Genomic DNA, 22843 nt, shown 5'->3' with positions numbered 1-22843 from the left:
TGAACACCAAAGCACTTATCGTTAAGGTAAGCGCTTTTGCCGGATGGCGGTATTAATGCCTTATCCGGCCTACAACGGCACCTGCCCGTAGGCCTGATAAGCGCAGCGCCATCAGGCGTTTTCCAGCACCAGGACATAACCCATGATTACCGTTGCCCTTATCGACGACCACACTATCGTCCGCTCCGGCTTTGCCCAACTGCTGGGGCTGGAACCTGATTTGCAGGTGGTGGCTGAGTTTGGCTCAGGTAGCGAGGCGCTGGCAGGATTGCCGGGGCGCGGCGTGCAGGTCTGTATCTGCGATATCTCCATGCCTGACATTTCCGGCCTCGAACTGTTAAGCCAGTTGCCAAAAGGCATGGCGATTATCATGCTCTCCGTCCACGACAGCCCGGCGCTGGTGGAGCAGGCGTTGAACGCAGGGGCGCGAGGCTTCCTCTCAAAACGCTGTAGCCCCGATGAGCTGATTGCCGCGGTGCGTACCGTGGCGACCGGCGGCTGCTATTTAACGCCGGACATCGCCGTCAAACTGGCGGCCGGACGTCAGGACCCGCTCACCAAACGCGAACGTCAGGTGGCAGAAAAACTGGCGCAAGGGATGGCAGTCAAAGAGATTGCGGCTGAACTGGGCTTGTCACCAAAAACGGTACACGTGCACCGCGCCAACCTGATGGAAAAGTTGGGCGTAAGCAACGATGTTGAACTGGCTCGGCGGATGTTTGACGGCTGGCAATGAACACGTTCTTTTCCCGGTTAGTCACCATTGTTGCCTGCTTTTTTATCTTCTCTGCCGCATGGTTTTGCCTGTGGAGCATCAGCCTGCATCTGGTTGAACGCCCGGAGCTGGCAGTGCTGCTGTTTCCATTCGGCCTGCGCCTGGGCTTAATGCTGCAATGTTCGCGCGGCTACTGGCCGGTACTGTTGGGTGCGGAATGGCTGCTTCTGTTCTGGCTGGCGCAGGAAGTGGCGCTGTCCCATCTGCCGCTTTTGGTGATCGGTAGCTTTCTCACCTTACTTCCCGTCGCACTGACCTCACGTTTCCGCCATCAGCGTGACTGGCGCACATTGTTATTACAGGGGGCAGCGCTGACCGCAGCGGCACTGCTGCAATCGCTACCATGGCTTGGGCAAGGTGAAGAGGCGTGGACCGTGCTGCTGCTGACGCTCACCGGCGGATTAACGCTGGCGCCGATCTGCCTGGTGTTCTGGCACTATCTGACCAGCACCACCTGGCTGCCGCTGGGCCCTGCGGTGGTGTCGCAGCCGGTGAACTGGCGCGGGCGGCATCTGGTCTGGTACCTGCTGCTGTTTAGCGTCAGCCTGTGGCTACAGCTCGGTTTACCCGCCGAGCTTTCGCGCTTCACACCGTTTTGCCTCGCGTTGCCGATCATTGCGCTGGCCTGGCACTACGGCTGGCAGGGGGCGCTGATTGCGACGCTGATGAACGCCATCGCGCTGATTGCCAGCCAGACCTGGCACGATCATCCCGTCGACTTGCTGCTCTCCTTGCTGGTGCAAAGCCTGACCGGGCTGCTGCTCGGCGCGGGCATTCAGCGTCTGCGTGAGCTTAACCAGTCGCTGCAAAACGAATTAGCGCGCAACCATCGTCTGGCTGAACGCCTGCTGGAGACCGAAGAGAGCGTGCGCCGCGATGTGGCGCGTGAACTGCACGATGATATCGGCCAAACCATCACCGCCATTCGTACCCAGGCGGGTATTGTCCAGCGCCTGGCGCCGGAAAACGCAGGGGTGAAGCGTAGCGGGGCACACATCGAACAACTTTCTCTCGGCGTGTACGATTCGGTGCGTCGCCTGTTAGGCCGCCTGCGACCACGCCAGTTGGACGATCTCACGCTGGAGCAGGCCATCCGCTCATTGATGCGTGAAATGGAGTTGGAAAGCCGCGGCATCGTCAGCCATCTCGACTGGCGAATTGACGAATCTGCACTCAGCGAAAGCCAGCGGGTGACGCTGTTTCGCGTCTGCCAGGAAGGGCTGAACAACATCGTTAAGCACGCCAACGCCAGCGCGGTGACACTTCAGGGCTGGCAACAGGATGAACGACTGATGCTGGTGATTGAGGACGACGGCAGCGGCCTGCCGCCGGGGTCGAATAAGCAGGGATTTGGCCTCACCGGGATGCGTGAGCGCATTACGGCCCTCGGCGGTAAGCTTTCGATATCCTGTACGCACGGTACGCGGGTCAGCGTCTCTTTGCCTCAGCGTTATGTGTAAGGAATGGCAATGTTTCAGTTTCTAAAAGCCCCGGCTAATGCGCCACACATTACCAATAAAAGTGAGGTAGATGCCCGTTATCGCTACTGGCGGCGGCATATTCTGACCACCATCTGGCTTGGCTACGCGCTGTTCTATTTCACGCGCAAAAGCTTCAACGCTGCGGTGCCGGATATCCTCACCAGCGGTGTGCTGACCCGCAGCGACATTGGCCTGTTGGCAACGCTGTTTTACATCACTTACGGCCTGTCGAAGTTTGTCTCTGGTATTGTCAGCGATCGTTCCAACGCCCGCTATTTTATGGGCATTGGTTTGATTGCAACCGGCGTGGTAAACATCCTGTTCGGTTTCTCGACCTCGCTTTGGGCCTTTGCGCTACTGTGGGCACTGAATGCGTTCTTCCAGGGCTGGGGGTCGCCGGTCTGTGCGCGTTTATTGACCGCATGGTATTCGCGTACCGAACGCGGTGGCTGGTGGGCGCTATGGAACACCGCGCATAACGTCGGCGGGGCGCTGATCCCGATGGTGATGGCGGCGACGGCGCTGCATTATGGCTGGCGTGCAGGAATGATGATTGCCGGAATACTGGCGATTGTGGTCGGATTTTTCCTGTGCTGGCGGTTGCGCGACAGGCCGCAGGCGATTGGCTTACCTCCGGTTGGCGACTGGCGACATGATGAGTTAGAAATTGCCCAGCAGCAGGAGGGCGCAGGCTTAACCCGCAAAGAAATTCTCACTCGCTATGTGTTGCTGAATCCCTACATCTGGCTGCTGTCGTTGTGTTATGTGCTGGTGTACGTGGTACGTGCGGCGATCAATGACTGGGGTAATCTGTACATGTCAGAAACGCTGGGGGTCGATCTGGTGACCGCCAACACCGCGGTGACCATGTTTGAACTGGGCGGGTTTATTGGGGCTCTGGTGGCGGGTTGGGGGTCAGATAAGCTGTTCAACGGCAATCGTGGGCCAATGAACCTGATTTTTGCCGCCGGGATTTTGCTTTCCGTCGGTTCGCTGTGGCTGATGCCGTTCGCCAGCTACGTGATGCAGGCAGCGTGCTTCTTCACCACCGGATTTTTCGTCTTTGGCCCGCAAATGCTGATTGGTATGGCGGCGGCGGAGTGCTCGCACAAAGAGGCGGCTGGGGCGGCGACCGGGTTTGTCGGGCTGTTCGCTTACCTGGGCGCTTCGCTCTCCGGTTGGCCGCTGGCGAAGGTAATGGAAGTCTGGCACTGGACCGGATTCTTTGTGGTTATCGCCATCGCGGCGGGGATCTCCGCGCTGTTGCTGTTGCCGTTTTTGAATGCCCAGGCGCCGCGTGAGCCTGGTGAAGCGTGATGTACCTCACCTTTTTGCCCCGAGTGGGGTAAAACTAAGAAATTTTCCCGGTTTCACCTGGACGCTGTCTCAGGCGTGATCCCCGGCTGATTTTTACAATGCCTGCTATTCGCAGGTATAAAAATTAGCTCGGAGAGTCCTATGCTGGCCTTCTTAAACCAGGTGCGCAAGCCAACCCTGGATCTGCCGCTCGATGTGCGGCGCAAAATGTGGTTCAAACCGTTCATGCAGTCTTATCTGGTAGTTTTCATCGGCTACCTGACCATGTACCTGATCCGCAAAAACTTCAACATCGCGCAGAACGACATGATCTCCACCTACGGGCTGAGCATGACGCAGCTGGGGATGATTGGCCTGGGCTTCTCCATCACCTACGGCGTGGGTAAAACGCTGGTTTCTTATTACGCGGATGGCAAAAACACCAAGCAGTTCCTGCCGTTTATGTTGATCCTCTCTGCTATCTGTATGCTCGGTTTTAGCGCCAGCATGGGGGCGGGTTCGACCAGCCTGTTTCTGATGATCGCCTTTTACGCGCTGAGCGGCTTCTTCCAGAGTACCGGCGGCTCGTGTAGTTATTCCACCATCACCAAATGGACGCCGCGTCGTAAGCGTGGATCGTATCTCGGTATGTGGAACATCTCCCACAACCTCGGCGGTGCCGGTGCGGCGGGTGTGGCGTTGTTTGGCGCCAACTACCTGTTCGACGGTCACGTCATCGGGATGTTTATCTTCCCGTCGATTATCGCCCTGATTGTCGGTTTTATCGGCCTGCGCTACGGCAGCGACTCCCCGGAATCTTACGGCCTCGGTAAAGCCGAAGAGCTGTTCGGTGAAGAGATCAGCGAAGAGGACAAAGAGACCGAAGAAAACGAGATGACCAAATGGCAGATCTTTGTTGAGTACGTGCTGAAAAACAAAGTGATCTGGCTGCTGTGTTTCTCCAACATCTTCCTGTACGTGGTGCGTATCGGTATTGACCAGTGGTCCACCGTCTACGCTTTCCAGGAGCTGAAGCTCTCCAAAGAAGTGGCGATTCAGGGCTTTACTCTCTTTGAAGTGGGCGCGCTGGTCGGCACGCTGCTGTGGGGCTGGCTCTCCGATCTGGCGAATGGTCGCCGGGCGCTGGTGGCCTGCGTGGCGCTGGCATTAATCATTGCGACACTGGGCGTTTATCAGCACGCCAGCAACCAGTATGTCTATCTGGCGTCGCTGTTTGCCCTCGGCTTTCTGGTGTTTGGTCCGCAGCTGTTGATTGGCGTGGCGGCAGTCGGATTTGTGCCGAAAAAAGCGATCGGCGCAGCCGATGGGATTAAAGGGACATTCGCCTATCTGATTGGTGACAGCTTCGCCAAGCTTGGTCTGGGGATGATTGCCGACGGTACGCCGATTTTCGGCCTCACCGGCTGGGCAGGAACCTTCGCCGCGCTGGACACCGCCGCCATCGGTTGTATCTGCCTGATGGCCATCGTGGCCGTGTTTGAAGAACGTAAAATTCGTCGCGAGAAAAAGATTCAACAATTGAAAGTCGCTTAAGTTAAGTGTGCATTGGTAACTTTTGCCCGCCTTAATGGCGGGCTTTTTTATGCCTTAAACTGGCTGGTTTCATGTACCAGATTACGTAGCCACTGATGAGCGGCATCGCGGTGCGTGCGTTCATGCCAGGCCATGCTTTTTGTAAAACCGGCAATGGGCAGCGGGGGCGGCAAAACGCACATTCGTGTCTCGTCATATGCCAGACGGGCAGGAACCACGGTAATCATATCGCTGATGGCGAGGATGTCCGGCAATACCAGGAAGCTGCTAACCGACAAACCAATCTGCCGTTGGCGTCCGACGCTTGCCAGTGCCTCATCGGTGACGCCCCAGAAACTTTCACCCTCATAAGAAACCAGCACATGCTCCAGCGCGCAGAAGCGATCGAGCGTCAGCGTTTTTCCCGCGTCAGGATGCTCATGACGCATGAGGCAGACGTACTCTTCATCATATAACCCCCGACTGTGCAGGTTATCGGGCGTTGTATCCGGCGTCAGTAACGCCAGGTCGACTTTCCCCTGCTCAAACTGCGTGGTAAGTAGCGCTGGCTCAACCGGAACCACCCGCACACGGATGCCTGGGGCGCGCACGCGAAGCGCGGCAATAAACGGCACGATCACTGCTTTGAGCGCGTAATCCGTAGCGGCGACGGTAAAGGTGAGCGCTGCGGTGAGCGGGTCAAACTGTGTCGGTTTAAGCAGGGTATCGATGTCGCTGAGGATCTGTTTGACCGGGGCGGCCAACTGTTGGGCACGCAGCGTCGGGACAATGCCGTGCGGCGTGCGACTAAATAGAGGATCGTCAAAATAGTCGCGTAGGCGGTTGAGCATACCGCTTACCGCAGGCTGAGTGAGCGACAGCCGCTGTGCCGCCCGGGTTACGCTGCGTTCATCCAGCAGGGCATCCAGCGTTTTTAACAGATTAAGATCGAGCGTTCTGATATCAGATATCATGATGTCTGCCTGCGAGTTCAATAAGTCACATTATGACACGTTCAGTCGTCGACAGAGGTGAATTTGCCGCTATGATGGGCGTCCTGTCTGGTAATGGATGTGCGCATGATTTGGATAATGCTGGCCACGTTGGTGGTTGTTTTTGTGGTGGGATTTCGGGTGCTAACGTCCGGGTCGCGGCGGGCAATTCGCCGTCTGAGCGAGCGGCTGAACCTTGATGTCGTGCCGGTAGAATCGATGATCGATCAGATGGGAAAAGTACAGGGTGAGGCTTTTTTACAGTACCTCCACCGCCCTGATGAATCACATCTGCAAAATGCCGCCCAGGTGCTGTTGATCTGGCAAATCGTGATTGTCGACGGCAGTGAGCAGAACCTGTTGCAATGGCACCGCTGGCTGCAAAAAGCCCGGCTGGCTGCACCTATTACCGATGCGCAGGTACGTTTGGCGCTTGGTTTTCTGCGCGAGATGGAGCCGGATATGCAGGAGCTTAATGCGTTCCAGATGCGCTATAACGCCTTTTTCCAGCCAGAGGATGGCGTGCACTGGCTGCACTGATATCAAAATTTATGATGACGATTATTTTGAATCGTCATTATCTTTATATCTTACGCGAAAGCATGATGTACCTCGTTAACTCACACGACGAGGTACATCATGAATCACGCGACTCAACAAAGTGCAATTATCTGGCCTGAAGCGTATCTGCCGGGGACGACCGATAACTTTGCCTCAAATGAAATTATCGTTGCCGGACTGAGCGCCCGTGCCGTCTGGGCACAGCTTAATGACACAACGCGCTGGCCAACGTATTACAGCAACGTGGCGGATATCCGGTTTCATGACGGTTCCGGTCCGTTGTTAAGCATGGATGCCCGTTTTCGTTTTACGACTTTTGGTTTCCCAATCGAAGCGCAAATCACCGAGTATGTGCCGCCGGTTGACGGCCAGGCCGCGCGTGTTGCCTGGCATGGCTGGGCGGAAGGTGATGCCACTACACGTCTGGATGTGATCCACGCCTGGCTCTTTGAGGATTTACCCGGCGGGCGCGTACGTATTCTGACCCAGGAATCACAAATTGGCGTTCCGGCACAAGAACTGGCGCGTACGCTGCCCAATCCGATGATCAACGGTCACCAGGAGTGGATAACCGGCCTGGCCCGGGCTGCGCGTGACGCTAAATTGAGCCAGTAAGGGTGCTCTGTCCTGGGCCGGATAAGGTGCAGCCGACATCCGATGAATAGTTGTCAAAACGCTAAATGCGTCACAAATTTAATGTTACACTGCGTAAATTTTCTACAATAACCCCACGCAGGTAACAAAATGAGTGAAGCTGTTGAACAAAAATCCCGCGCTGAGGCAAATTCCCGACCTAACTGGTCGGCGGTATTTGCCGTGGCGTTCTGCGTTGCCTGCCTGATAACTGTTGAGTTTCTGCCCGTTAGCCTGTTAACGCCGATGGCGCAGGATCTGGGTATTTCGGAAGGTGTTGCCGGGCAATCGGTGACCGTGACGGCATTTGTCGCCATGTTCGCCAGCCTGTTTGTGACGCAAATTATTCAGGCGACCGATCGTCGCTACGTGGTGATCCTGTTTTCGGTGCTGCTGACGCTTTCCTGTCTGCTGGTTTCCTTTGCCAACTCTTTTTCGCTGCTGCTCATTGGCCGCGCCTGTCTCGGTCTGGCGCTTGGTGGCTTCTGGGCGATGTCGGCGTCGCTGACCATGCGTCTGGTTCCTGCACGTACGGTGCCGAAGGCGCTGTCGGTTATTTTTGGCGCAGTCTCCATCGCGCTGGTGATTGCTGCACCGCTGGGGAGCTTTTTGGGCGGCATCATCGGTTGGCGTAACGTATTTAATGCGGCGGCGGTGATGGGTGTGCTGTGCACGATTTGGGTGGTGAGATCGCTGCCATCGCTGCCTGGCGAGCCGTCGCACCAAAAACAAAATATGTTCAGTCTGCTGCAACGTCCGGGCGTGATGGCTGGCATGATCGCCATCTTTATGTCCTTTGCCGGGCAGTTCGCCTTCTTTACCTATATTCGCCCGATCTATATGAATCTGGCGGGCTTTGACGTTGATGGCCTGACGCTGGTGCTGCTGAGCTTCGGTATTGCCAGCTTTGTTGGTACGTCGCTTTCGTCGATGATTTTGAAGCGTTCGGTCAAACTGGCGTTAGCCGGTGCGCCACTGGTGCTGGCGCTCAGTGCACTGGTCCTGATTCTGTGGGGCAGTGACAAAGTGGTGGCGGCGGGTATTGCGATTATCTGGGGACTGTTGTTTGCGCTGGTACCGGTCGGCTGGTCGACGTGGATCACGCGCTCGCTTGCCGATCAGGCAGAAAAAGCCGGATCGGTGCAGGTCGCCGTGATCCAGCTTGCCAATACCTGTGGGGCTGCGGTGGGAGGCTATGCGCTCGATACTCTCGGACTGCTGTCGCCCCTGATGCTTTCCGGCAGCCTGATGCTGCTGACGGCACTTCTGGTGGCAGCAAAAGTTCGCATAAAGGGTATGCAATAAACTAAAGCTCGGTATGCCGGATCGTTATCCGGCATCCTGGTTATTTTTTTTAATTAAAACCATTGTTTTCGGCAGTATGGGCAAACCATTCGCCGCTCTTTTTCACCGTACGTTTTTGCGTTGCTAAATCTAACTGAACAAAACCGTAGCGGTTTTTATATCCGTTGAGCCAGGACCAGTTATCAATAAAAGTCCACATATGGTAGCCAAGACAATTACAACCTTCGCTGATGCCTTTATGTAGCCATTTAAGATGCTCAGAAACAAATTCAATGCGGTAGCTGTCGTTGATCTGGTCATGCTCAACGAAACGCTGCTCATTTTCCACGCCCATCCCGTTTTCAGAAATAAAACAGCGCGGGTTGCCGTAATTATCACGCAGATTAGTAATAATATCGTAAATACCTGGCTCATAAATTTCCCAGCCACGATAAGGGTTCATTTTCCGCCCCGGCATTTCGTAATAATCAAACAGCCACTCCGGCATAAACGGCGCGTTTGGATTGACGGCAGTATCACGACATTTCACGCGGCGCGGCTGATAATAATTGATACCGAGCAGGTCGATTTTCCCCTCGGCGATGAGCTGACTGTCGCCCGGCTGGCATACCGGTAACTGATCGTACTCTTTCAGCAGTTCGACCAGATCCGCCGGATATTCCCCTTTTAGTACCGGGTCAAGGAAGCTGCGGTTAAACAGCAGATCCGCATGGTGCGCGGCTTGCACATCCGCCGGGTGCTGAGAGCGTGGATAAGAGGGCGTCAGATTTAGGATCACACCGATCTCACCGCCGTAGTTTCCGGCGCGATACGCCCGCACCGCCGTGGAATGCGCCAGCACAGTGTTATACGCCACGGTGGCCGCGCGTTTGAAATCCACCACGTTTGGGTAATGGAAGTCATACAGATAGCCGCCTTCTACCGGAACAATCGGCTCGTTAAAGGTGAACCAGTGCTTCACCCGGTTGCCGAACAATGTAAAACACGTCTGTGCGTAGCGGCCAAACGCCTCAACCACCTCACGGTTTTCCCAGCCGCCTTTCTCCTGCATCACCATCGGCATGTCAAAGTGGAACAGGGTGATAAATGGCGTAATGCCTTGCGCCAGCAGCTCGTCGATGACGTTGTTATAGAAATCGACGGCCTCAGGATTCACCTCGCCAGTACCGTCCGGAATCAGTCGTGACCAACTGATTGAGGTGCGGAAGCTGTTGTGTTTCAGCTGTTTGAGCAGTGCGATGTCCTGTTTCCAGTGCTGATAAAACGTGGATGAGTTCGCCGGACCAACCCCCTGGTGGAAACGCCCTGGCTGGCGGTCGAACCACACGTCCCATGTTGTCTGGCTTTTGCCGCCATTCAGGCTATCCCCTTCGGTTTGCAGCGCCGAGCAGGCACTCCCCCACCAAAAGTTATCAGGAAAACGGTATCGCATTATCTTGCTCCTTGATGTATTTCACTTCCCTACACAATAGGCGATTTTGCTAAACAGAAACCGGTTACAGCGCTCGTTTTTCAATACGATAGTTACAAATCCGGGCATTCAACTTTGCCCAACGCTTCCCAGTAGTTGTTCTGGTTATTTCTTTGTATTGCCAGAATAGCCTCGCGGATATGCTGCTGATTACGTGTATCAGACATAATCGTTTTTTCCCACACGTCATCGGAGGGGGATCCCTGTGGGGTGCAAATCTTGCGTAAATCCTTTAATACGGTGTTTTTTTCATGAACAGACTGTAGAGAGCCGTAAGCCGAATCGGCCTGCGCTAAACCCGGCAGCGTGAAAAGAATGGCAATAAGCGGTAAAGCGGCTCGTTTCATGATAATAATCCTTGTTGTCGATGCGCATCATCTCAAGAGTAAGTGTAGACGGCATGCGCCTCACTCATCAGCCTGTGTTAATTTCTAAACAAATAATCAGCCAGAAGTTGTAGTTTTTCAGGAGGATAGGATGCAAATACAGATTACAGATACCATTACCGAAGACGATCAAAATGCCCTGCTTGCCGGATTGCGCGCCTACAACCGCCAGTTCCTGAGAACCACCAACTTTGGCGACCTGGCGGTGTACTGGCGCGATGAACGCAATGAAATTCTGGGCGGGTTGATTGGCAAAATCAAAGGCGAATGGCTGTGCATTGATTTCCTGTGGATGCATGATTCGCTGCGCAAAGGCGGTTATGGCACAAAATTGATGCAGGCTGCCGAGCAGACAGCGCGTGAGAGAGGATGCCTGCATGCGCTGGTGGACACGATGAGTTTCCAGGCGCTGCCGTTTTATCAGAAAAACGGCTATCAGCTGCAAATGACCCTCGATAACTTTCCGGAAACCGGCTCAGCGCGGCATTATTTGTCGAAAACGTTTTGATGACCGGAAGGTCTGGACGCCGCCTCACTGTCTTGCGTAGCAGAATAGTGTATGTTCTGAACAATCATTTATTTCTTAAGCGGTAAAGAGATGAGACGGATTGAGATAATACTGGGGGAGCTGGAACGGCTGACGCGAGGACTGAATCTTGCCCATCTGGCGCAGGAAACGGCGTTCACAGCGGAAGCTATCGGCTTTAACCTCGGACTGGCGCGCAACTCGGTCAGTAAAGATCTCAATCAGCTCTGGAACGACGGCCTGGCGATTAAAAGCCGCGGACGCCCGGTATTCTTTCTGCATCGTCAGGCGATTGAAACGCTGCTGGGGCGCAAACTCGATGAGTCCGAGCGCGAAGTGCAAACCGTTGCCGACCTGTTGCCTGTTCAGGAAAACCAGGCGACAGAGGATCCCTTTTCTGGCCTGATTGGTTACGATCGCAGCCTGCGCGACGCGGTGGAAAAAGGCCGCGCGGCGGTGCTGTATCCCCACGGACTGCACGTTCTGCTGACCGGTCCCTCCGGCGTCGGCAAAACCTTTTTTGCCGAACTGATGCACCGTTTCGCCTGCGAACGCGCAGTGGGAGCGTCGCCGCCGCTGGTTTACTTTAACTGCGCGGAATACGCCCATAACCCGGAGCTGCTTTCTTCGCACCTGTTTGGTCATCGACAGGGGGCATTTACCGGCGCAAATGAAAATAAACCCGGTCTGGTCGAACAGGCTGATGGCGGCTATCTCCTGCTCGATGAAGTGCATCGTCTGCCGTATGAAGGTCAGGAAAAGCTGTTTTCTATTCTCGACAAAGGTGAGTATCGCCCGCTGGGCTCAAGCGCCGTGGCGCGGTCAATCTCGGTTCGCCTGATTTGCGCCACCACCGAGCCGGTGAGTTCAGCATTGCTGCGCACTTTCCAGCGACGTATTCAGGTATGTATCGATTTGCCCGGCATCCGCCAGCGTTCGGTGGAAGAGCAGGTTGAACTGATCGTTGGCTTCTTACAGCGTGAGAGCCGCAAAATCGAGCGTACGATAAGCATCGACCGTACCTTGCTGCTCTGGCTGTTGAACAAGCCGCTGGAAGGCAATATTGGTCAGCTCAAGAGCGATATTCAGTTTCTCTGCGCCCAGGCCTGGGCTTCGGGAATGACGGAGCACAGCGATACGCTACAGTTGGATAAACGTCTGACCGAGATCCCCTTTAACGCCACGCCGGAACAACGTCTGCTGGTTGGCGCACTGTTCGAAGGCAAAGAGCATTTAAGCATCGATGCCCGCACGCTGCCCGCGCTGAAAAACTCGCTGGCGACCGGAGCCGAAATTGAAGAGAGCGATCTCTTCTACAGCTTCCTGACCCGCGAATATATCAACCTGCGTAACAGCAACGTGCCGCCAGCCGAAACGCTGGCAATCCTCAAAAACAAGCTCAGTTCGATATTTGAATATGGTCTCTATAGCCGCGACAGCGTGGCGCATCCTCCGCGCTATGGCGATCAGATTGAAGAGCGCGTCACGCTGCTGATCGGCTGCGTTGAACAGGTGCTTGGTTTTACGCTGCCGGAAAATCTGATTAACCCGCTGCGCAAACACTTCCTGGCGCTGATTGGCTATGTGCAGCGCGGCCTTATTCCGCAACTTTATTCTTCCAGCCTGATCCTCGATCGCTGCAAAGATGAATATGATAACGCCACGCTGCTATGCCGGAAAATCAATGAACTACTGCATATTCAATGTCCGGCGACGGAAGTGGTCTGGCTGTGCCTGTTCCTCAAAGAGTGTCGCCATTACCGCCAACGGATTGACGCCAGTCCGGACTGCGGGGTGATTTTGATTGCCCACGGTGCGACGACGGCGACAAGTCAGGCGCAGTAAGTGAATCGCGTGCTGGAGCGCGAGGTGTTCAGCGCTATCGATATGCCTTTCGAGCAGTCGGTGCATGACACGCTGGAAGCTTTGACACAGATGATCCAGACCCGAAAATATCGCCGGTTGATCCTGATGGTGGATATTGGCTCGCTGGTCCATTTTGGCAGTACGATCAGCAAATTATTTCAGATAGACGTTCTGCTGATGCCCAATATTACGCTCACCAGCCTGCTGGAAATCGGGCTGGATTTAAGCTACGAAACCAGCGACTTGCCGCAGCTGGCGGCGTTGATGCAGAGCAAAAATATTCCCTGTCAGCTCTGTACGCCGCAGCAGGAAAATAGCGGTAAAGTGCTGGTTATCTCCTGCATCACCGGGATGGGGACGGCAGAAAAAATCAAAAAGGTGCTGGAAGAGAGCTTCGGTGAGTTGATGTCGCAGGATACGCGGATGGTGATCCTCGATTACAACGAAGTCCGCAGTCTGGAGCGCGTGCAGCAGGCGATTAACGCCAGTGAACGCCTGGCGGGAATAGTGGGCACTTTCCAGCCAGGACTGCCGGATATTCCGTTTATCTCGCTCGAGGAGCTGTTCTCTGAGCAAGGCCCCGAGCTGGTACTCAGCCTGCTGACGCCAGATCTCTCCAGCAGCGAACGCCGTCTGGAGATGGAGCGCAGCGCGATGCGCTTTATCAGCGCGTTGACCATGGAGAGCATCATTAACCATATTTCGGTGCTCAACCCGCAGCGTATTCTCAAAGAGATGGAAGGCGTGCTGAACCATCTGACCACCGCGCTTTCGCTCAAACCGAGTCGTCAGGTGACACTGCGCTTCCTGATCCACTGCTGCTGTATGGTCGAGCGTATCGTGATTAACCGCAAACCGTTACAGATGGCGCTGGAGAACAAGCCGGATCTGGATAATCGCGCGTTTAGTGTCATTAAATCTGCTTTCCTGCCGATCGAAGAGGCCTATGCCATTCGCTTATCGGACGCGGAATATTTTTATATCTACGAACTGCTGTATAGCTAATCCCTTTACTGGCGCGGCTTTCTGCTCCGCCAGCACTCATCTCTTCCCTGCGTGACACAAATTCTGGCACAGCCTTTGCTCTGTTTACCTATGTCTATGTAATCGAGCCAGGAGGCCATTTTGACTACCACTGAATCCTTGCCCCAGATCCTGCTGCTGACCCATGGCGGCTGGGGGCAACAGCTTTGCAACAGCCTGCGCATGGTGATGGGTGAAATCAAAGGCGTGACGGAAATTGCGCTGATGCCCGTTGATACGCTCGGCGAGTTTTACCAGCGCGTTGAAGCTGTGGTGAAAACCATGCCGGAAGGTTCACTGATCCTGACTGATTTTATTGGCGGCACCACCTCTAACGTGGCGGCGCGGCTGAGTGCCGATTACCCGGTGGCAGTGATTTCCGGGCTCAATGCCTCTTTGCTGCTGGAGGCGCTCGACAAACGCGAGCATGGCCAGTTGACCACCTGCGTGGCTGAACTGGTCGAGGCCGGGCGTAGCAGTTGCCTGGACGTTGTCGCCCACGTGCGTCAATTACAACAATCACAATAAGGAATAAACATCATGGCAAACATCGTCTTATGTCGTATCGATAGCCGTCTGATTCATGGACAAGTGGTGACTAAATGGGTTGGACAATCTCAGGCCAACCGGATTGCGGTGGTCAGCGATGAGCTGGATGCCGATCCGTTTATGAAAAACATCTACCTGATGGCCGCGCCGCCAAACATCAAAGTGGATTGTTTCGGTAACCAAAGTTTTGCGGCAGCCTGGAAAGAAAACCAGCTTGGTGACGGCAAAGTGCTGGTGCTGTTCCCTTCTCTGGCGGCGGTTCAGGAAGCGGTCCAGTTGGGGTTTGACGTCACTACCATTCAGGTCGGTGGACTGGGCGGCGGGCCAAACCGCAAAGCGGTATTCCAGAACATTACGCTGGATGAAAAAGACGTCGGCATTCTGAGCGACCTGAAAAATCGTGGGATTCAGGTGTTCTTCCAGACTATCCCGGAAGATAAGCCGCAGTCGCTGGACGATATCCTGAAAAAATTCTAATTCTTTGATAACAGGGTACTTAACTATGGATACTTTAGTCTTTGCAAGCCTGATGGGGTTGTATTACTGGTTTGCCCGATTACGCCTTGGCTACACCTTCTCCGCCATGCTGCTACAGCCCGTCGTGATTGCCGTATTCGTTGGCCTGCTGTTAGGCAACATGGAAACGGCGATGATCATCGGTGCAGGCATGCAGCTGGTTTATCTCGGCGTGACCTCTACGCCAGGCGGTAACGTGCCCTCTGATCCAGCGCTGGCCGCCTGTATTTCAATTCCTATCGCCGTGAAGGCCGGAATGGACCCGAACCTGGCTATCGCGCTGGCGATCCCGTTTGGCGTCATCGGCGTGTTCCTCGACCAGTTGCGCCGCACGTTAAACGCAGCGTGGGTGCATATGGCCGACAAACATGCAGAAACGGCCAACATGGCGGGCATTATGCGCTGTGCATTCCTCTACCCGGCGTTGCTTGGCCTTGTACTGCGTTTCCCGGTGGTGTTCGCCGCCAACTATTTTGGTCAGGACGTGGTGGAAAGCTTCCTCAAGCTGATGCCGCACTGGCTGACGCACTCCTTTGAAATTATGGGCGGCATTCTGCCAGCGCTGGGCTTCGCTATCACCATTATGGTGATCGGTAAAAAGAGCCTGCTGCCGTGGTTTATCGGCGGATTCTTCGCAGTGCTGTACCTGAAGGTGGACATCATGGCGATGGCAATCTTTGGTACCTGCGTGGCCTTCCTGATTAAAGGTCTGGCGAAAAATGAAGGAGCAGCATGATGAGCAACGACGTAATGCAACATGAACTGGTGGAGCGTGCGCGTGAAAGCGGCACGCTGACCAAAGCAGACATCACCAAAGCCTGGTTTATCTACTGGCTGGGCGCGGAAGTCTCCAGCTCCTATGAGCGTTTGCAGAGCCTGATTTTCTGCGCCTCGATGACGCCGATCATCAAAAAGCTCTACCCGCAAAAAGAGGAACAGGTAGAAGCGCTGAAACGCCATCTGAACTTCTTCAACTCAGAGCAGACGTTCGGGGCGGTAATTCAGGGGATCTCCATTGCGATGGAGGAACAGAAAACCCGCGGCGAGCCGATCAGCGATGCCTCAATTACCGGGATTAAAACCGGGCTAATGGGACCGCTGGCGGGGATGGGAGACTCCATCATCTGGGCCGCCGTGATGCCGCTGTTAATTGCTATTTTCATCCCATTCGCCGCCAATGGCAGCGCGATGGGCGGAATTGTACCGTTAATCCTCTACCCGGCCATTACGCTGGCAATCAGCTATGGCATGGTGCACAAAGGCTATACGCTGGGACGCGACTCGATAATTGGTCTGCTGCAGGGAGGGCGAATTAAGGAACTGATCTACGGCGCGAACGTGTTGGGCCTGATCATGATGGGCGCGCTGTCGGCAAGCTACGTCAAGATCACCACGCCGTTAAAACTCAGCGCCCTGAAAGGCTCTGAAGTGGTGGTCCAGCAAATCCTCGACTCTATTGCCCCCGGCCTGCTGCCGCTGGCGGCGGTGTTCGCCATCTACTTCTATCTGGTGAAGAAAGGACCGCGTTACACCACGATTTTGCTGTCGATTGTCGCGCTCAGCGTGGTCTGTTCGCTGCTGGGAGTGTTGTAAGCCATGACACAGAATATCTATCAACAACTGGGGCTAAAACAGGTGATTAACGCCTGCGGCAAAATGACGATTCTGGGCGTTTCCAGCGTCGCGCCGGAAGTGATGCAGGCCACCGCGCGGGCAGCCTCGGCCTTTGTTGAAATTGACCGGCTGGTGGACCGTACCGGTGAATTGGTTTCCCGCTACACCGGCGCGGAGGACAGCTATGTTACTTCGTGCGCCTCGGCAGGTATTGCGATATCCGTTGCCGCCGCCATTACGCGCGGCGACCAGGCGCGAGTCACGTTGATGCCGGATAGCGCGGGTATGGCCAATGAAGTGGTCATGCTGCGCGGGCATAACGTGGATTACGGTGCGCCGATCACCAGCGCGATTCGCTTAGGGGGAGGGCGCGTGGTGGAGGTTGGCTCGAGTAATCTGGCGGCCCGCTGGCAGCTGGAGAGCGCGATTACCGACAACACCGCCGCGCTGCTGTATGTGAAATCGCACCACTGCGTGCAGAAAGGCATGTTGAGCATTGCAGACTTCGTACGGGTTGCGCAGGTTCATAACCTGCCGCTGATTGTCGATGCCGCCGCCGAGGAAGACTTACACGCCTGGGTGGCGAGCGGGGCGGATATGGTGGTCTACAGCGGAGCAAAAGCCTTTAACGCGCCGACCTCCGGGTTTATCACCGGGAAGAAACAGTGGATTGCCGCGTGTAAAGCGCAGCACCACGGAATTGCCCGGGCGATGAAGATCGGCAAAGAGAATATGGTCGGGCTGGTGTATGCCCTGGAAAACTATCATCAGGGGCAAACCGTGGTCACCGCCGAAGAGCTTCGCCCCGTGGCGCAGGCGATTTCAGCGATTCGCGGACTGGATGCGGATATTGAGCAGGACGAAGCCGGGCGCGCCATCTGGCGGATTCGTATTCGGGTGAATGCACAAGAGCTGGGGATGGATGCTTACGCCGTAGAAGCGCAGCTGCGAGAGGGTGATATCGCGATTTACGCTCGCCGTTACAACCTTCATCAGGGCGTCTTTAGTCTTGACCCGCGTACGGTCGCAGAAGGGGAAATGGCACTGATCGTGGCCCGACTAAAGGAGATTGCAGACCATGCAGCACATTAATTTTTATCGCAATAAAGTGGCTATTAACGTGCTGGCGAAGGATATCGCCAACGCCCGGGAAATCTATGACGCTGCCGAAGGTCACGCGGTGATCGGCATTCTTTCGGCGCAGTTTGCCTCGGTTGAGGAAGGGGTTAAGGAAGTAAAACGCTGGATGGTCCACGTGCCGTCGATTTCCGTGGGGCTGGGGGCGGGCGACCCGGCGCAGTATTACAAAGCGGCGATGATTGCCTCACGGGTCCATCCGGCACACGTCAACCAGACCTTTACCGGTTGTGGGTTTGCGGCAGGCGCGCTGGCCGCAACGGGCGGTGAACAGACCCATATCAACGCGTTAGTCAGTCCCACGGGCACGCCGGGGGAAGTGTTGATCTCCACCGGGGTCAGCAGCAGCCAGGGCACGCCAGCCCGCGTTTCCTGCGATGCCGCAGTGCGCATGATGCTGGACTCTGGCGCGCATGCCGCGAAGTTCTTCCCTATGGGCGGTGAGAAATCGTTGCCTGAGCTGTACTCACTGGCGACGACAGCGGCACGCAACGGCATGACGTTGATTGAACCGACCGGCGGTATCGATCTCGATAACTTCGGCATTATCCTGCAATCCTGTCTGGAAGCAGGAGTACCGCGCGTCATGCCACATGTTTACAGCTCGATTATCGACCCACAGACCGGTAATACCCGGCCTGCAGATATCATCAGGTTGATGGAGATAGTCAAAGCCCTGGTGTGATGTTGCCATCGTTGGAGAGCGAAAAGAGAATGCCCGGAGGTGCTCACGCCTACCGGGTATTTTTGCGAACATCATTCATGGAAAATGAATGCATTGCAGCAGCATCTATTTATCCTCGAAAGCGCCTCGCAAAGGGGTAATTTCCCTGATGTGGTCTGTGCCACTGGCGAGTAATGTCCCGTCATCTTGTTCTTCCGGTGACGGACCGCCATGCAAAAACCAACAACATCTACACCGCATGATGCGGTGTTTAAAAAATTCTTAGGCCATCCAGATACGGCGCGGGATTTTCTTGATACCTATCTTCCTTCGTCATTACATGAGCTTTGCGATCTGGATACACTGAAACTGGAACCCGGGAGTTTTATTGAGGAGGATCTGCGTGCCAGTTATTCCGATGTTCTGTGGTCGCTAAAAACTAGAACCGGTAAAGGCTATATCTACGCGTTGATTGAACACCAGAGTTCATCGGATGTTCATATGGCATTTCGGATGATGCGTTACGCCATTGCCGCGATGCAAAATCACCTTGATGCAGGACACAAAACGCTGCCACTGGTGGTGCCAATACTTTTTTACCATGGCGTTGACAGCCCGTATCCGTACTCGCTGTGTTGGTTGGATGAATTTGACGATCCAGAAACCGCACGGCAGCTTTATGGTTCTGCCTTCCCGCTGGTAGACATTACGGCGCTGTCTGATGATGAGATTATGCAGCATCGGCGGATGGCGCTACTTGAGCTTGTCCAGAAGCATATACGTGAACGTGACCTGATGGTGCTGGTGGATAACCTGGTTGCTCTGCTGGTTAAGGGATACGCTAATGACAGCCAGGTAGAAACGCTATTTAATTATCTGATGCAGTCTGGCAGCGCACCGCGTTTCGAGGCGTTTATTCGCGAGGTGGCTTTACGCGTTCCCCAACACAAGGAGAGATTAATGACGATTGCAGAATGTTTACGTGAATCAGGGCGAAGAACGGGTCATTACAGTGGCTTACAAGAGGGATTACAAAAGGGCAAGATTGAAGGCAAACAAGACGAAGCGTTGCGGATAGCCCATGCCATGCTGGAGAAGGGGATCGATCGTGAACTGGTGCTAATTATCACCGGGCTTTCAAGTGATGAACTAACGGCATCTTCCGACTAATGTATCTTTTTCCCGTTATGCTTTTTTCTTCTTGCTGATGCTTTTTCGTTTTTTAAACCGCAGCGGCCTTGCCGCTATAGTCATTTCATTACTCATCAGGCGGTTATTGCAAAAGGATAAAACGTGAAGCTGAAGATACCTTTTTTCGGGGCAGGGGCGGCGGTATTACTGGCGGGATTATTGCTGGCAGGATGCGATCAACAGAGCAGTGATGCAAAGCATATCAAAGTGGGTGTGATTAACGGTGCCGAGCAGGATGTGGCGGAGGTCGCGAAGAAAGTCGCTAAAGAAAAATATGGCCTTGAGGTGGAGCTGGTGGGTTTTAGCGGTTCTCTGCTGCCCAACGATGCCACTAATCATGGTGAGCTGGATGCCAATGTCTTCCAGCATCGTCCGTTCCTCGAACAAGATAATAAAGCACATGACTATAAGCTGGTTGCGGTGGGCAATACCTTTGTGTTCCCGATGGCAGGGTATTCGAAGAAAATCAAAACCGTCGCTGAACTTAAAGACGGTTCAACGATTGCGATACCTAACGATCCAACCAACCTCGGGCGGGCGCTGTTGCTGCTGCAAAAAGAAAAGTTAATCACGCTGAAAGCAAATACAGGCCTGCTGCCCACGGCGCTGGATATTACTGATAATCCGCGACACCTGAATATTATGGAACTGGAAGGCGCGCAGCTGCCGCGCGTGCTGGACGATCAGAAAGTGGATGTGGCGATTATCAGTACCACCTACATCCAGCAAACCGGGCTTTCTCCGGTACATGACAGCGTATTTATTGAAGACAAAAACTCACCCTACGTGAACATCCTGGTGGCGCGAGAAGACAACAAAGATGCCGGGAATGTGAAAGAATTCCTGCAATCTTATCAGTCACCGGAAGTGGCAAAGGCGGCAGAAACTATCTTTAACGGCGGCGCGGTTCCGGGCTGGTAATCGTGACCCGTTGCCGCGCCGGTTGGGGTTAAACCGCTCTGGCGCGGCGACGTGAGTCCATTGAGATCAGCACTACCGATGAGAGGATCAAAAGCGTGCCCAGCCAGTCAGGCAGGGTAAAGGTAATACCTAACAACAGTAGTGACAGCAACGCGCTGCTCAACGGTTCTGCGCAGCTTAAAATGCTCGCCTTCGGCCCACCAATCATCTGCGCGCCTTTCAGGTACAGGCTAAACGTGAGCGACGTACCGATGACCACCAGATAGAAAAACGCCAGAATCAAACTGCCATTAACCACGAAGTTTGTTCCCTCTCCGGCATAGAACGGGAGCAGGATCAGGCCGCCTATCAACATGCTCCAGCCGACAATCGGCAGCGTGCCGTAACGCGCGATAAGCGTTGAGGGGTAGGTGGTATAAAACGCGGCGGCAAACGCCGAAGCAATTCCCCAGAACAGCGCGGCAGGTGAAATAGACAGCGACGTTGGGTTACCGTGGGTGACCAGTAAGAAGGTGCCGATGAGCGAGGTGAAGATTGCGGTCAGCACTAAAATCCCCGGTCGTGCTTTGCGCACCACGGAAAACCACGCCACGATAATGGTCGGTGACAAAAATTGCAGCACCGTCGCGGTGGCGGCGTTGGATTTTTCAATGGTCAGCAGAAAGGTGAGCTGTACGGTGAGCGCTCCAACTACGGAAAAAATCAGCAGGCTGATGGCGTCTTTGCGGTTTTTGATAATGGAGAACACTTTGTCGCCGTGAACGAAAGAGAGCATCAGCAGAATCAGCCCGGCGAAAATCAGACGTGTCATGGTCAGAAACTGCGACGACATCTGACTTTGCTCCATGATGTACTGCGCGCAAACGCCTGAACTTCCCCACAATACGGCGGCAATCAGGACGTTCATCATCCCTCTTCTGGTGGAACTCATCTTTCCCTCGGCATGTTGTTTTGTTTTATTTGTGTGCAGGCATCATAGCAGAGATAGCGAAGCGAGTGAGACATGACTGGTGTAGCCCCCCACGCGGCAGGGGGCTTCGGCAGTTATTTTATGGCGCAATCGGCGTCAGATAATCCAGCCGTAGCGGTTCGGCTAGCAGATCGTTCATTTGTAGAATGAACGCCTGGAAATGTGGCAGAGCGATATGCTCGTCCAGACCGGCCTGACCGTGCCAGGATTCGCGTACGTAGAATACATCCGGCGTGTCGCGTAACTGGAACAGGGCATATTCAATATTGCCCGGCTCCCGGCGAGTAGGCAGTAACAGAGCCTGCAGTGCCTGTTTCAGTGCATCGATTTTCCCTGGTTTGGCTTTCAGTACCGCAATAATTGAAATCACTTCTGAATCGGACATGTTAAAACCCCTCCAGCACAATCTTGCCGACCGAGCGACCGGTTTCAATTTGCGCGTGGGCTTTTTGCAGATTCGCCGCAGTGATCGCGCCAAAATGCTCGCCCAGCGTGGTGCGGAGGGTGTTGCTGTCGATCAGCTGTGCCACGCGGGTCAGTAACTGATGCTGCGCAATGATGTCGTGGGTTGTAAACATCGAACGGGTAAACATAAACTCCCAGTGCAGCGAAATGCTTTTGGCCTTCAGCGGACGGGCATCGAGGAATTCAGGATCGTCAATCAGCGCCAGTTTACCCTGTGGTGCCAGTGCGGCAATAATTTGTTGATAATGCTGCTCAGTGTTGTTCAGGCTGGCAACGTGCGTCACCGCCTTAACCCCTATCCGTGCCAGCTCTTCCGTCAGCGGCTTGCTGTGGTCAATGACATGATGAGCGCCTGCTTCACGTACCCATTTCTGGCTTTGCGGACGTGATGCGGTGCCGATGACGGTCATTTTAGTCAGCTTACTGGCCAGTTGCGTCAGGATAGAACCGACGCCGCCAGCCGCGCCAACGATCAGCAACACATCATCTTCATTGCCGTTTTCCTCAACGCCCAGACGGTCAAACAGCATTTCCCAGGCGGTGATCGCGGTCAGCGGCAGCGCCGCCGCAGAGGCGTTATCGAGTGATTGTGGCTTCAGCGCGGTAATACGTTCATCAACCAGCTGAAATTCACTGTTACTGCCAGCGCGACCCAGCGCACCGGCGTACCAGACTTCATCGCCCGGTGAGAACAGGGTGACGGCTTCACCCACGGATTTCACCACGCCCACGGCATCCCAGCCCAGCACGCGCGGCACATCAGCGTTAAAACCTTCGCGAACCTTGGTATCAACGGGGTTGACAGAAATGGCCTTCACTTCAACCAGCAGATCGTGCCCGGTGGCATCCGGCACGGGCAGGTCAATCTCTTGTAAAAATTCAATGTTATTGCCGTTGGTCGCGGCGCGGGTAATAGCGATGGTTTTCATAATCTCTCCGGTTCAGAAACCTTATCTCTGTTGAATAAT

At 54.7% G+C, this 22843-nt stretch carries 22 protein-coding genes and 2 pseudogenes; 17 read left to right on the top strand and 7 right to left on the bottom strand.

Annotation, left to right across the window (positions count from 1 at the left end):
• Window positions 1-23: 23 nt before the first annotated feature.
• A pseudogene (locus SK32_RS26760) lies at window positions 24-116 on the bottom strand (hypothetical protein); the annotation flags it as partial.
• Between the two features lie 26 nt (window positions 117-142).
• On the opposite strand from SK32_RS26760, the gene uhpA reads away from it, so the two are divergent.
• From uhpA to uhpT, 4 genes are all read left to right on the top strand, one after another.
• The gene (uhpA, locus tag SK32_RS19845) at window positions 143-736 is read left to right on the top strand and encodes a response regulator transcription factor UhpA (protein WP_048213756.1); all 594 of its coding nucleotides are present in this window, start codon (window positions 143-145) and stop codon (window positions 734-736) included.
• Window positions 733-2235, top strand: coding sequence for a signal transduction histidine-protein kinase/phosphatase UhpB (uhpB, locus tag SK32_RS19840; protein ID WP_048213755.1), 1503 nt, complete (start codon window positions 733-735; stop codon window positions 2233-2235). Before uhpA ends, uhpB begins: the two co-directional genes overlap by 4 nt.
• A 9-nt stretch (window positions 2236-2244) precedes the next feature.
• On the top strand, window positions 2245-3573 hold the full coding sequence (locus SK32_RS19835; protein ID WP_048213754.1) for an MFS transporter: 1329 nt from the start codon (window positions 2245-2247) through the stop codon (window positions 3571-3573).
• Window positions 3574-3714: 141 nt separating this feature from the next.
• Complete coding sequence (gene uhpT, locus SK32_RS19830; protein ID WP_003023929.1) at window positions 3715-5106, top strand: hexose-6-phosphate:phosphate antiporter; 1392 nt, start codon at window positions 3715-3717, stop codon at window positions 5104-5106.
• A 47-nt stretch (window positions 5107-5153) separates the two neighbouring features.
• Here the strand turns inward: uhpT and SK32_RS19825 are convergent, their stop codons facing one another.
• Complete coding sequence (locus SK32_RS19825; RefSeq protein ID WP_048213753.1) at window positions 5154-6059, bottom strand: LysR family transcriptional regulator; 906 nt, start codon at window positions 6057-6059, stop codon at window positions 5154-5156.
• A gap of 105 nt (window positions 6060-6164) precedes the next feature.
• Here SK32_RS19825 and SK32_RS19820 point away from each other — a divergent pair, with 105 nt between their 5' ends.
• The 3 genes from SK32_RS19820 (at window position 6165) to nepI (ending at window position 8576) form a co-directional block, all read left to right on the top strand.
• Window positions 6165-6617: a DUF1198 family protein gene (locus tag SK32_RS19820; protein ID WP_048213752.1), complete on the top strand. Its 453-nt coding sequence runs from the start codon at window positions 6165-6167 to the stop codon at window positions 6615-6617.
• 99 nt (window positions 6618-6716) lie between these two features.
• The gene (locus SK32_RS19815; protein ID WP_048213751.1) at window positions 6717-7253 is read left to right on the top strand and encodes an SRPBCC domain-containing protein; all 537 of its coding nucleotides are present in this window, start codon (window positions 6717-6719) and stop codon (window positions 7251-7253) included.
• A gap of 129 nt (window positions 7254-7382) precedes the next feature.
• Complete coding sequence (nepI, locus tag SK32_RS19810; RefSeq protein ID WP_048213750.1) at window positions 7383-8576, top strand: purine ribonucleoside efflux pump NepI; 1194 nt, start codon at window positions 7383-7385, stop codon at window positions 8574-8576.
• A gap of 49 nt (window positions 8577-8625) precedes the next feature.
• On the opposite strand, the gene SK32_RS19805 is transcribed toward nepI, so the two are convergent.
• Window positions 8626-10008: a glycoside hydrolase family 1 protein gene (locus SK32_RS19805; protein ID WP_048213749.1), complete on the bottom strand. Its 1383-nt coding sequence runs from the start codon at window positions 10006-10008 to the stop codon at window positions 8626-8628.
• Window positions 10009-10100: 92 nt separating this feature from the next.
• Complete coding sequence (locus SK32_RS19800; RefSeq protein ID WP_003840665.1) at window positions 10101-10394, bottom strand: YicS family protein; 294 nt, start codon at window positions 10392-10394, stop codon at window positions 10101-10103.
• 130 nt (window positions 10395-10524) lie between these two features.
• On the opposite strand from SK32_RS19800, the gene SK32_RS19795 reads away from it, so the two are divergent.
• From SK32_RS19795 to nlpA, 10 genes and pseudogenes are all read left to right on the top strand, one after another.
• A complete protein-coding gene (locus tag SK32_RS19795) occupies window positions 10525-10941 on the top strand; it encodes a GNAT family N-acetyltransferase (protein ID WP_003844473.1) in 417 nt (138 codons plus the stop codon).
• Between the two features lie 90 nt (window positions 10942-11031).
• Window positions 11032-13830: pseudogene (gene dagR / locus SK32_RS19790) on the top strand (transcriptional regulator DagR).
• A 120-nt stretch (window positions 13831-13950) separates the two neighbouring features.
• The gene (locus tag SK32_RS19785; protein ID WP_040231533.1) at window positions 13951-14376 is read left to right on the top strand and encodes a PTS sugar transporter subunit IIA; all 426 of its coding nucleotides are present in this window, start codon (window positions 13951-13953) and stop codon (window positions 14374-14376) included.
• A 12-nt stretch (window positions 14377-14388) separates the two neighbouring features.
• The gene (locus SK32_RS19780) at window positions 14389-14874 is read left to right on the top strand and encodes a PTS sugar transporter subunit IIB (RefSeq protein WP_003023959.1); all 486 of its coding nucleotides are present in this window, start codon (window positions 14389-14391) and stop codon (window positions 14872-14874) included.
• Between the two features lie 25 nt (window positions 14875-14899).
• Window positions 14900-15649, top strand: a complete 750-nt coding sequence (locus tag SK32_RS19775; protein ID WP_003023960.1) for a PTS mannose/fructose/sorbose/N-acetylgalactosamine transporter subunit IIC — start codon at window positions 14900-14902, stop codon at window positions 15647-15649.
• Window positions 15646-16506, top strand: coding sequence for a PTS system mannose/fructose/sorbose family transporter subunit IID (locus SK32_RS19770; RefSeq protein WP_163190207.1), 861 nt, complete (start codon window positions 15646-15648; stop codon window positions 16504-16506). The genes SK32_RS19775 and SK32_RS19770 overlap by 4 nt, the downstream gene beginning before the upstream one ends.
• A 3-nt stretch (window positions 16507-16509) precedes the next feature.
• The gene (gene dgaE, locus SK32_RS19765) at window positions 16510-17619 is read left to right on the top strand and encodes a D-glucosaminate-6-phosphate ammonia lyase (protein ID WP_048213747.1); all 1110 of its coding nucleotides are present in this window, start codon (window positions 16510-16512) and stop codon (window positions 17617-17619) included.
• Complete coding sequence (gene dagF / locus SK32_RS19760; RefSeq protein ID WP_048213746.1) at window positions 17606-18349, top strand: 2-dehydro-3-deoxy-phosphogluconate aldolase; 744 nt, start codon at window positions 17606-17608, stop codon at window positions 18347-18349. Before dgaE ends, dagF begins: the two co-directional genes overlap by 14 nt.
• Window positions 18350-18559: 210 nt before the next feature.
• Window positions 18560-19498, top strand: coding sequence for an Rpn family recombination-promoting nuclease/putative transposase (locus SK32_RS19755; protein WP_008323821.1), 939 nt, complete (start codon window positions 18560-18562; stop codon window positions 19496-19498).
• A gap of 123 nt (window positions 19499-19621) precedes the next feature.
• Complete coding sequence (nlpA, locus tag SK32_RS19750; protein WP_048213745.1) at window positions 19622-20440, top strand: lipoprotein NlpA; 819 nt, start codon at window positions 19622-19624, stop codon at window positions 20438-20440.
• A 28-nt stretch (window positions 20441-20468) separates the two neighbouring features.
• Here nlpA and SK32_RS19745 read toward each other — a convergent pair whose 3' ends face one another.
• The 3 genes from SK32_RS19745 to SK32_RS19735 form a co-directional block, all read right to left on the bottom strand.
• Window positions 20469-21371, bottom strand: a complete 903-nt coding sequence (locus SK32_RS19745; RefSeq protein WP_048213744.1) for a carboxylate/amino acid/amine transporter — start codon at window positions 21369-21371, stop codon at window positions 20469-20471.
• A 118-nt stretch (window positions 21372-21489) separates the two neighbouring features.
• Complete coding sequence (locus tag SK32_RS19740) at window positions 21490-21795, bottom strand: putative quinol monooxygenase (protein WP_003023975.1); 306 nt, start codon at window positions 21793-21795, stop codon at window positions 21490-21492.
• A 1-nt stretch (window position 21796) separates the two neighbouring features.
• The gene (locus tag SK32_RS19735; RefSeq protein WP_048213743.1) at window positions 21797-22804 is read right to left on the bottom strand and encodes a zinc-binding alcohol dehydrogenase family protein; all 1008 of its coding nucleotides are present in this window, start codon (window positions 22802-22804) and stop codon (window positions 21797-21799) included.
• Window positions 22805-22843: the final 39 nt, after the last annotated feature.

The sequence above is a fragment of the Citrobacter sp. MGH100 genome (genome assembly GCF_001034465.1).
GTDB classification, from domain to species: Bacteria; Pseudomonadota; Gammaproteobacteria; order Enterobacterales; family Enterobacteriaceae; genus Citrobacter; species Citrobacter youngae.
The sequence above is the reverse complement of the archived record's forward strand: the minus strand, read 5'-3'. Positions and strand labels throughout refer to the sequence as shown.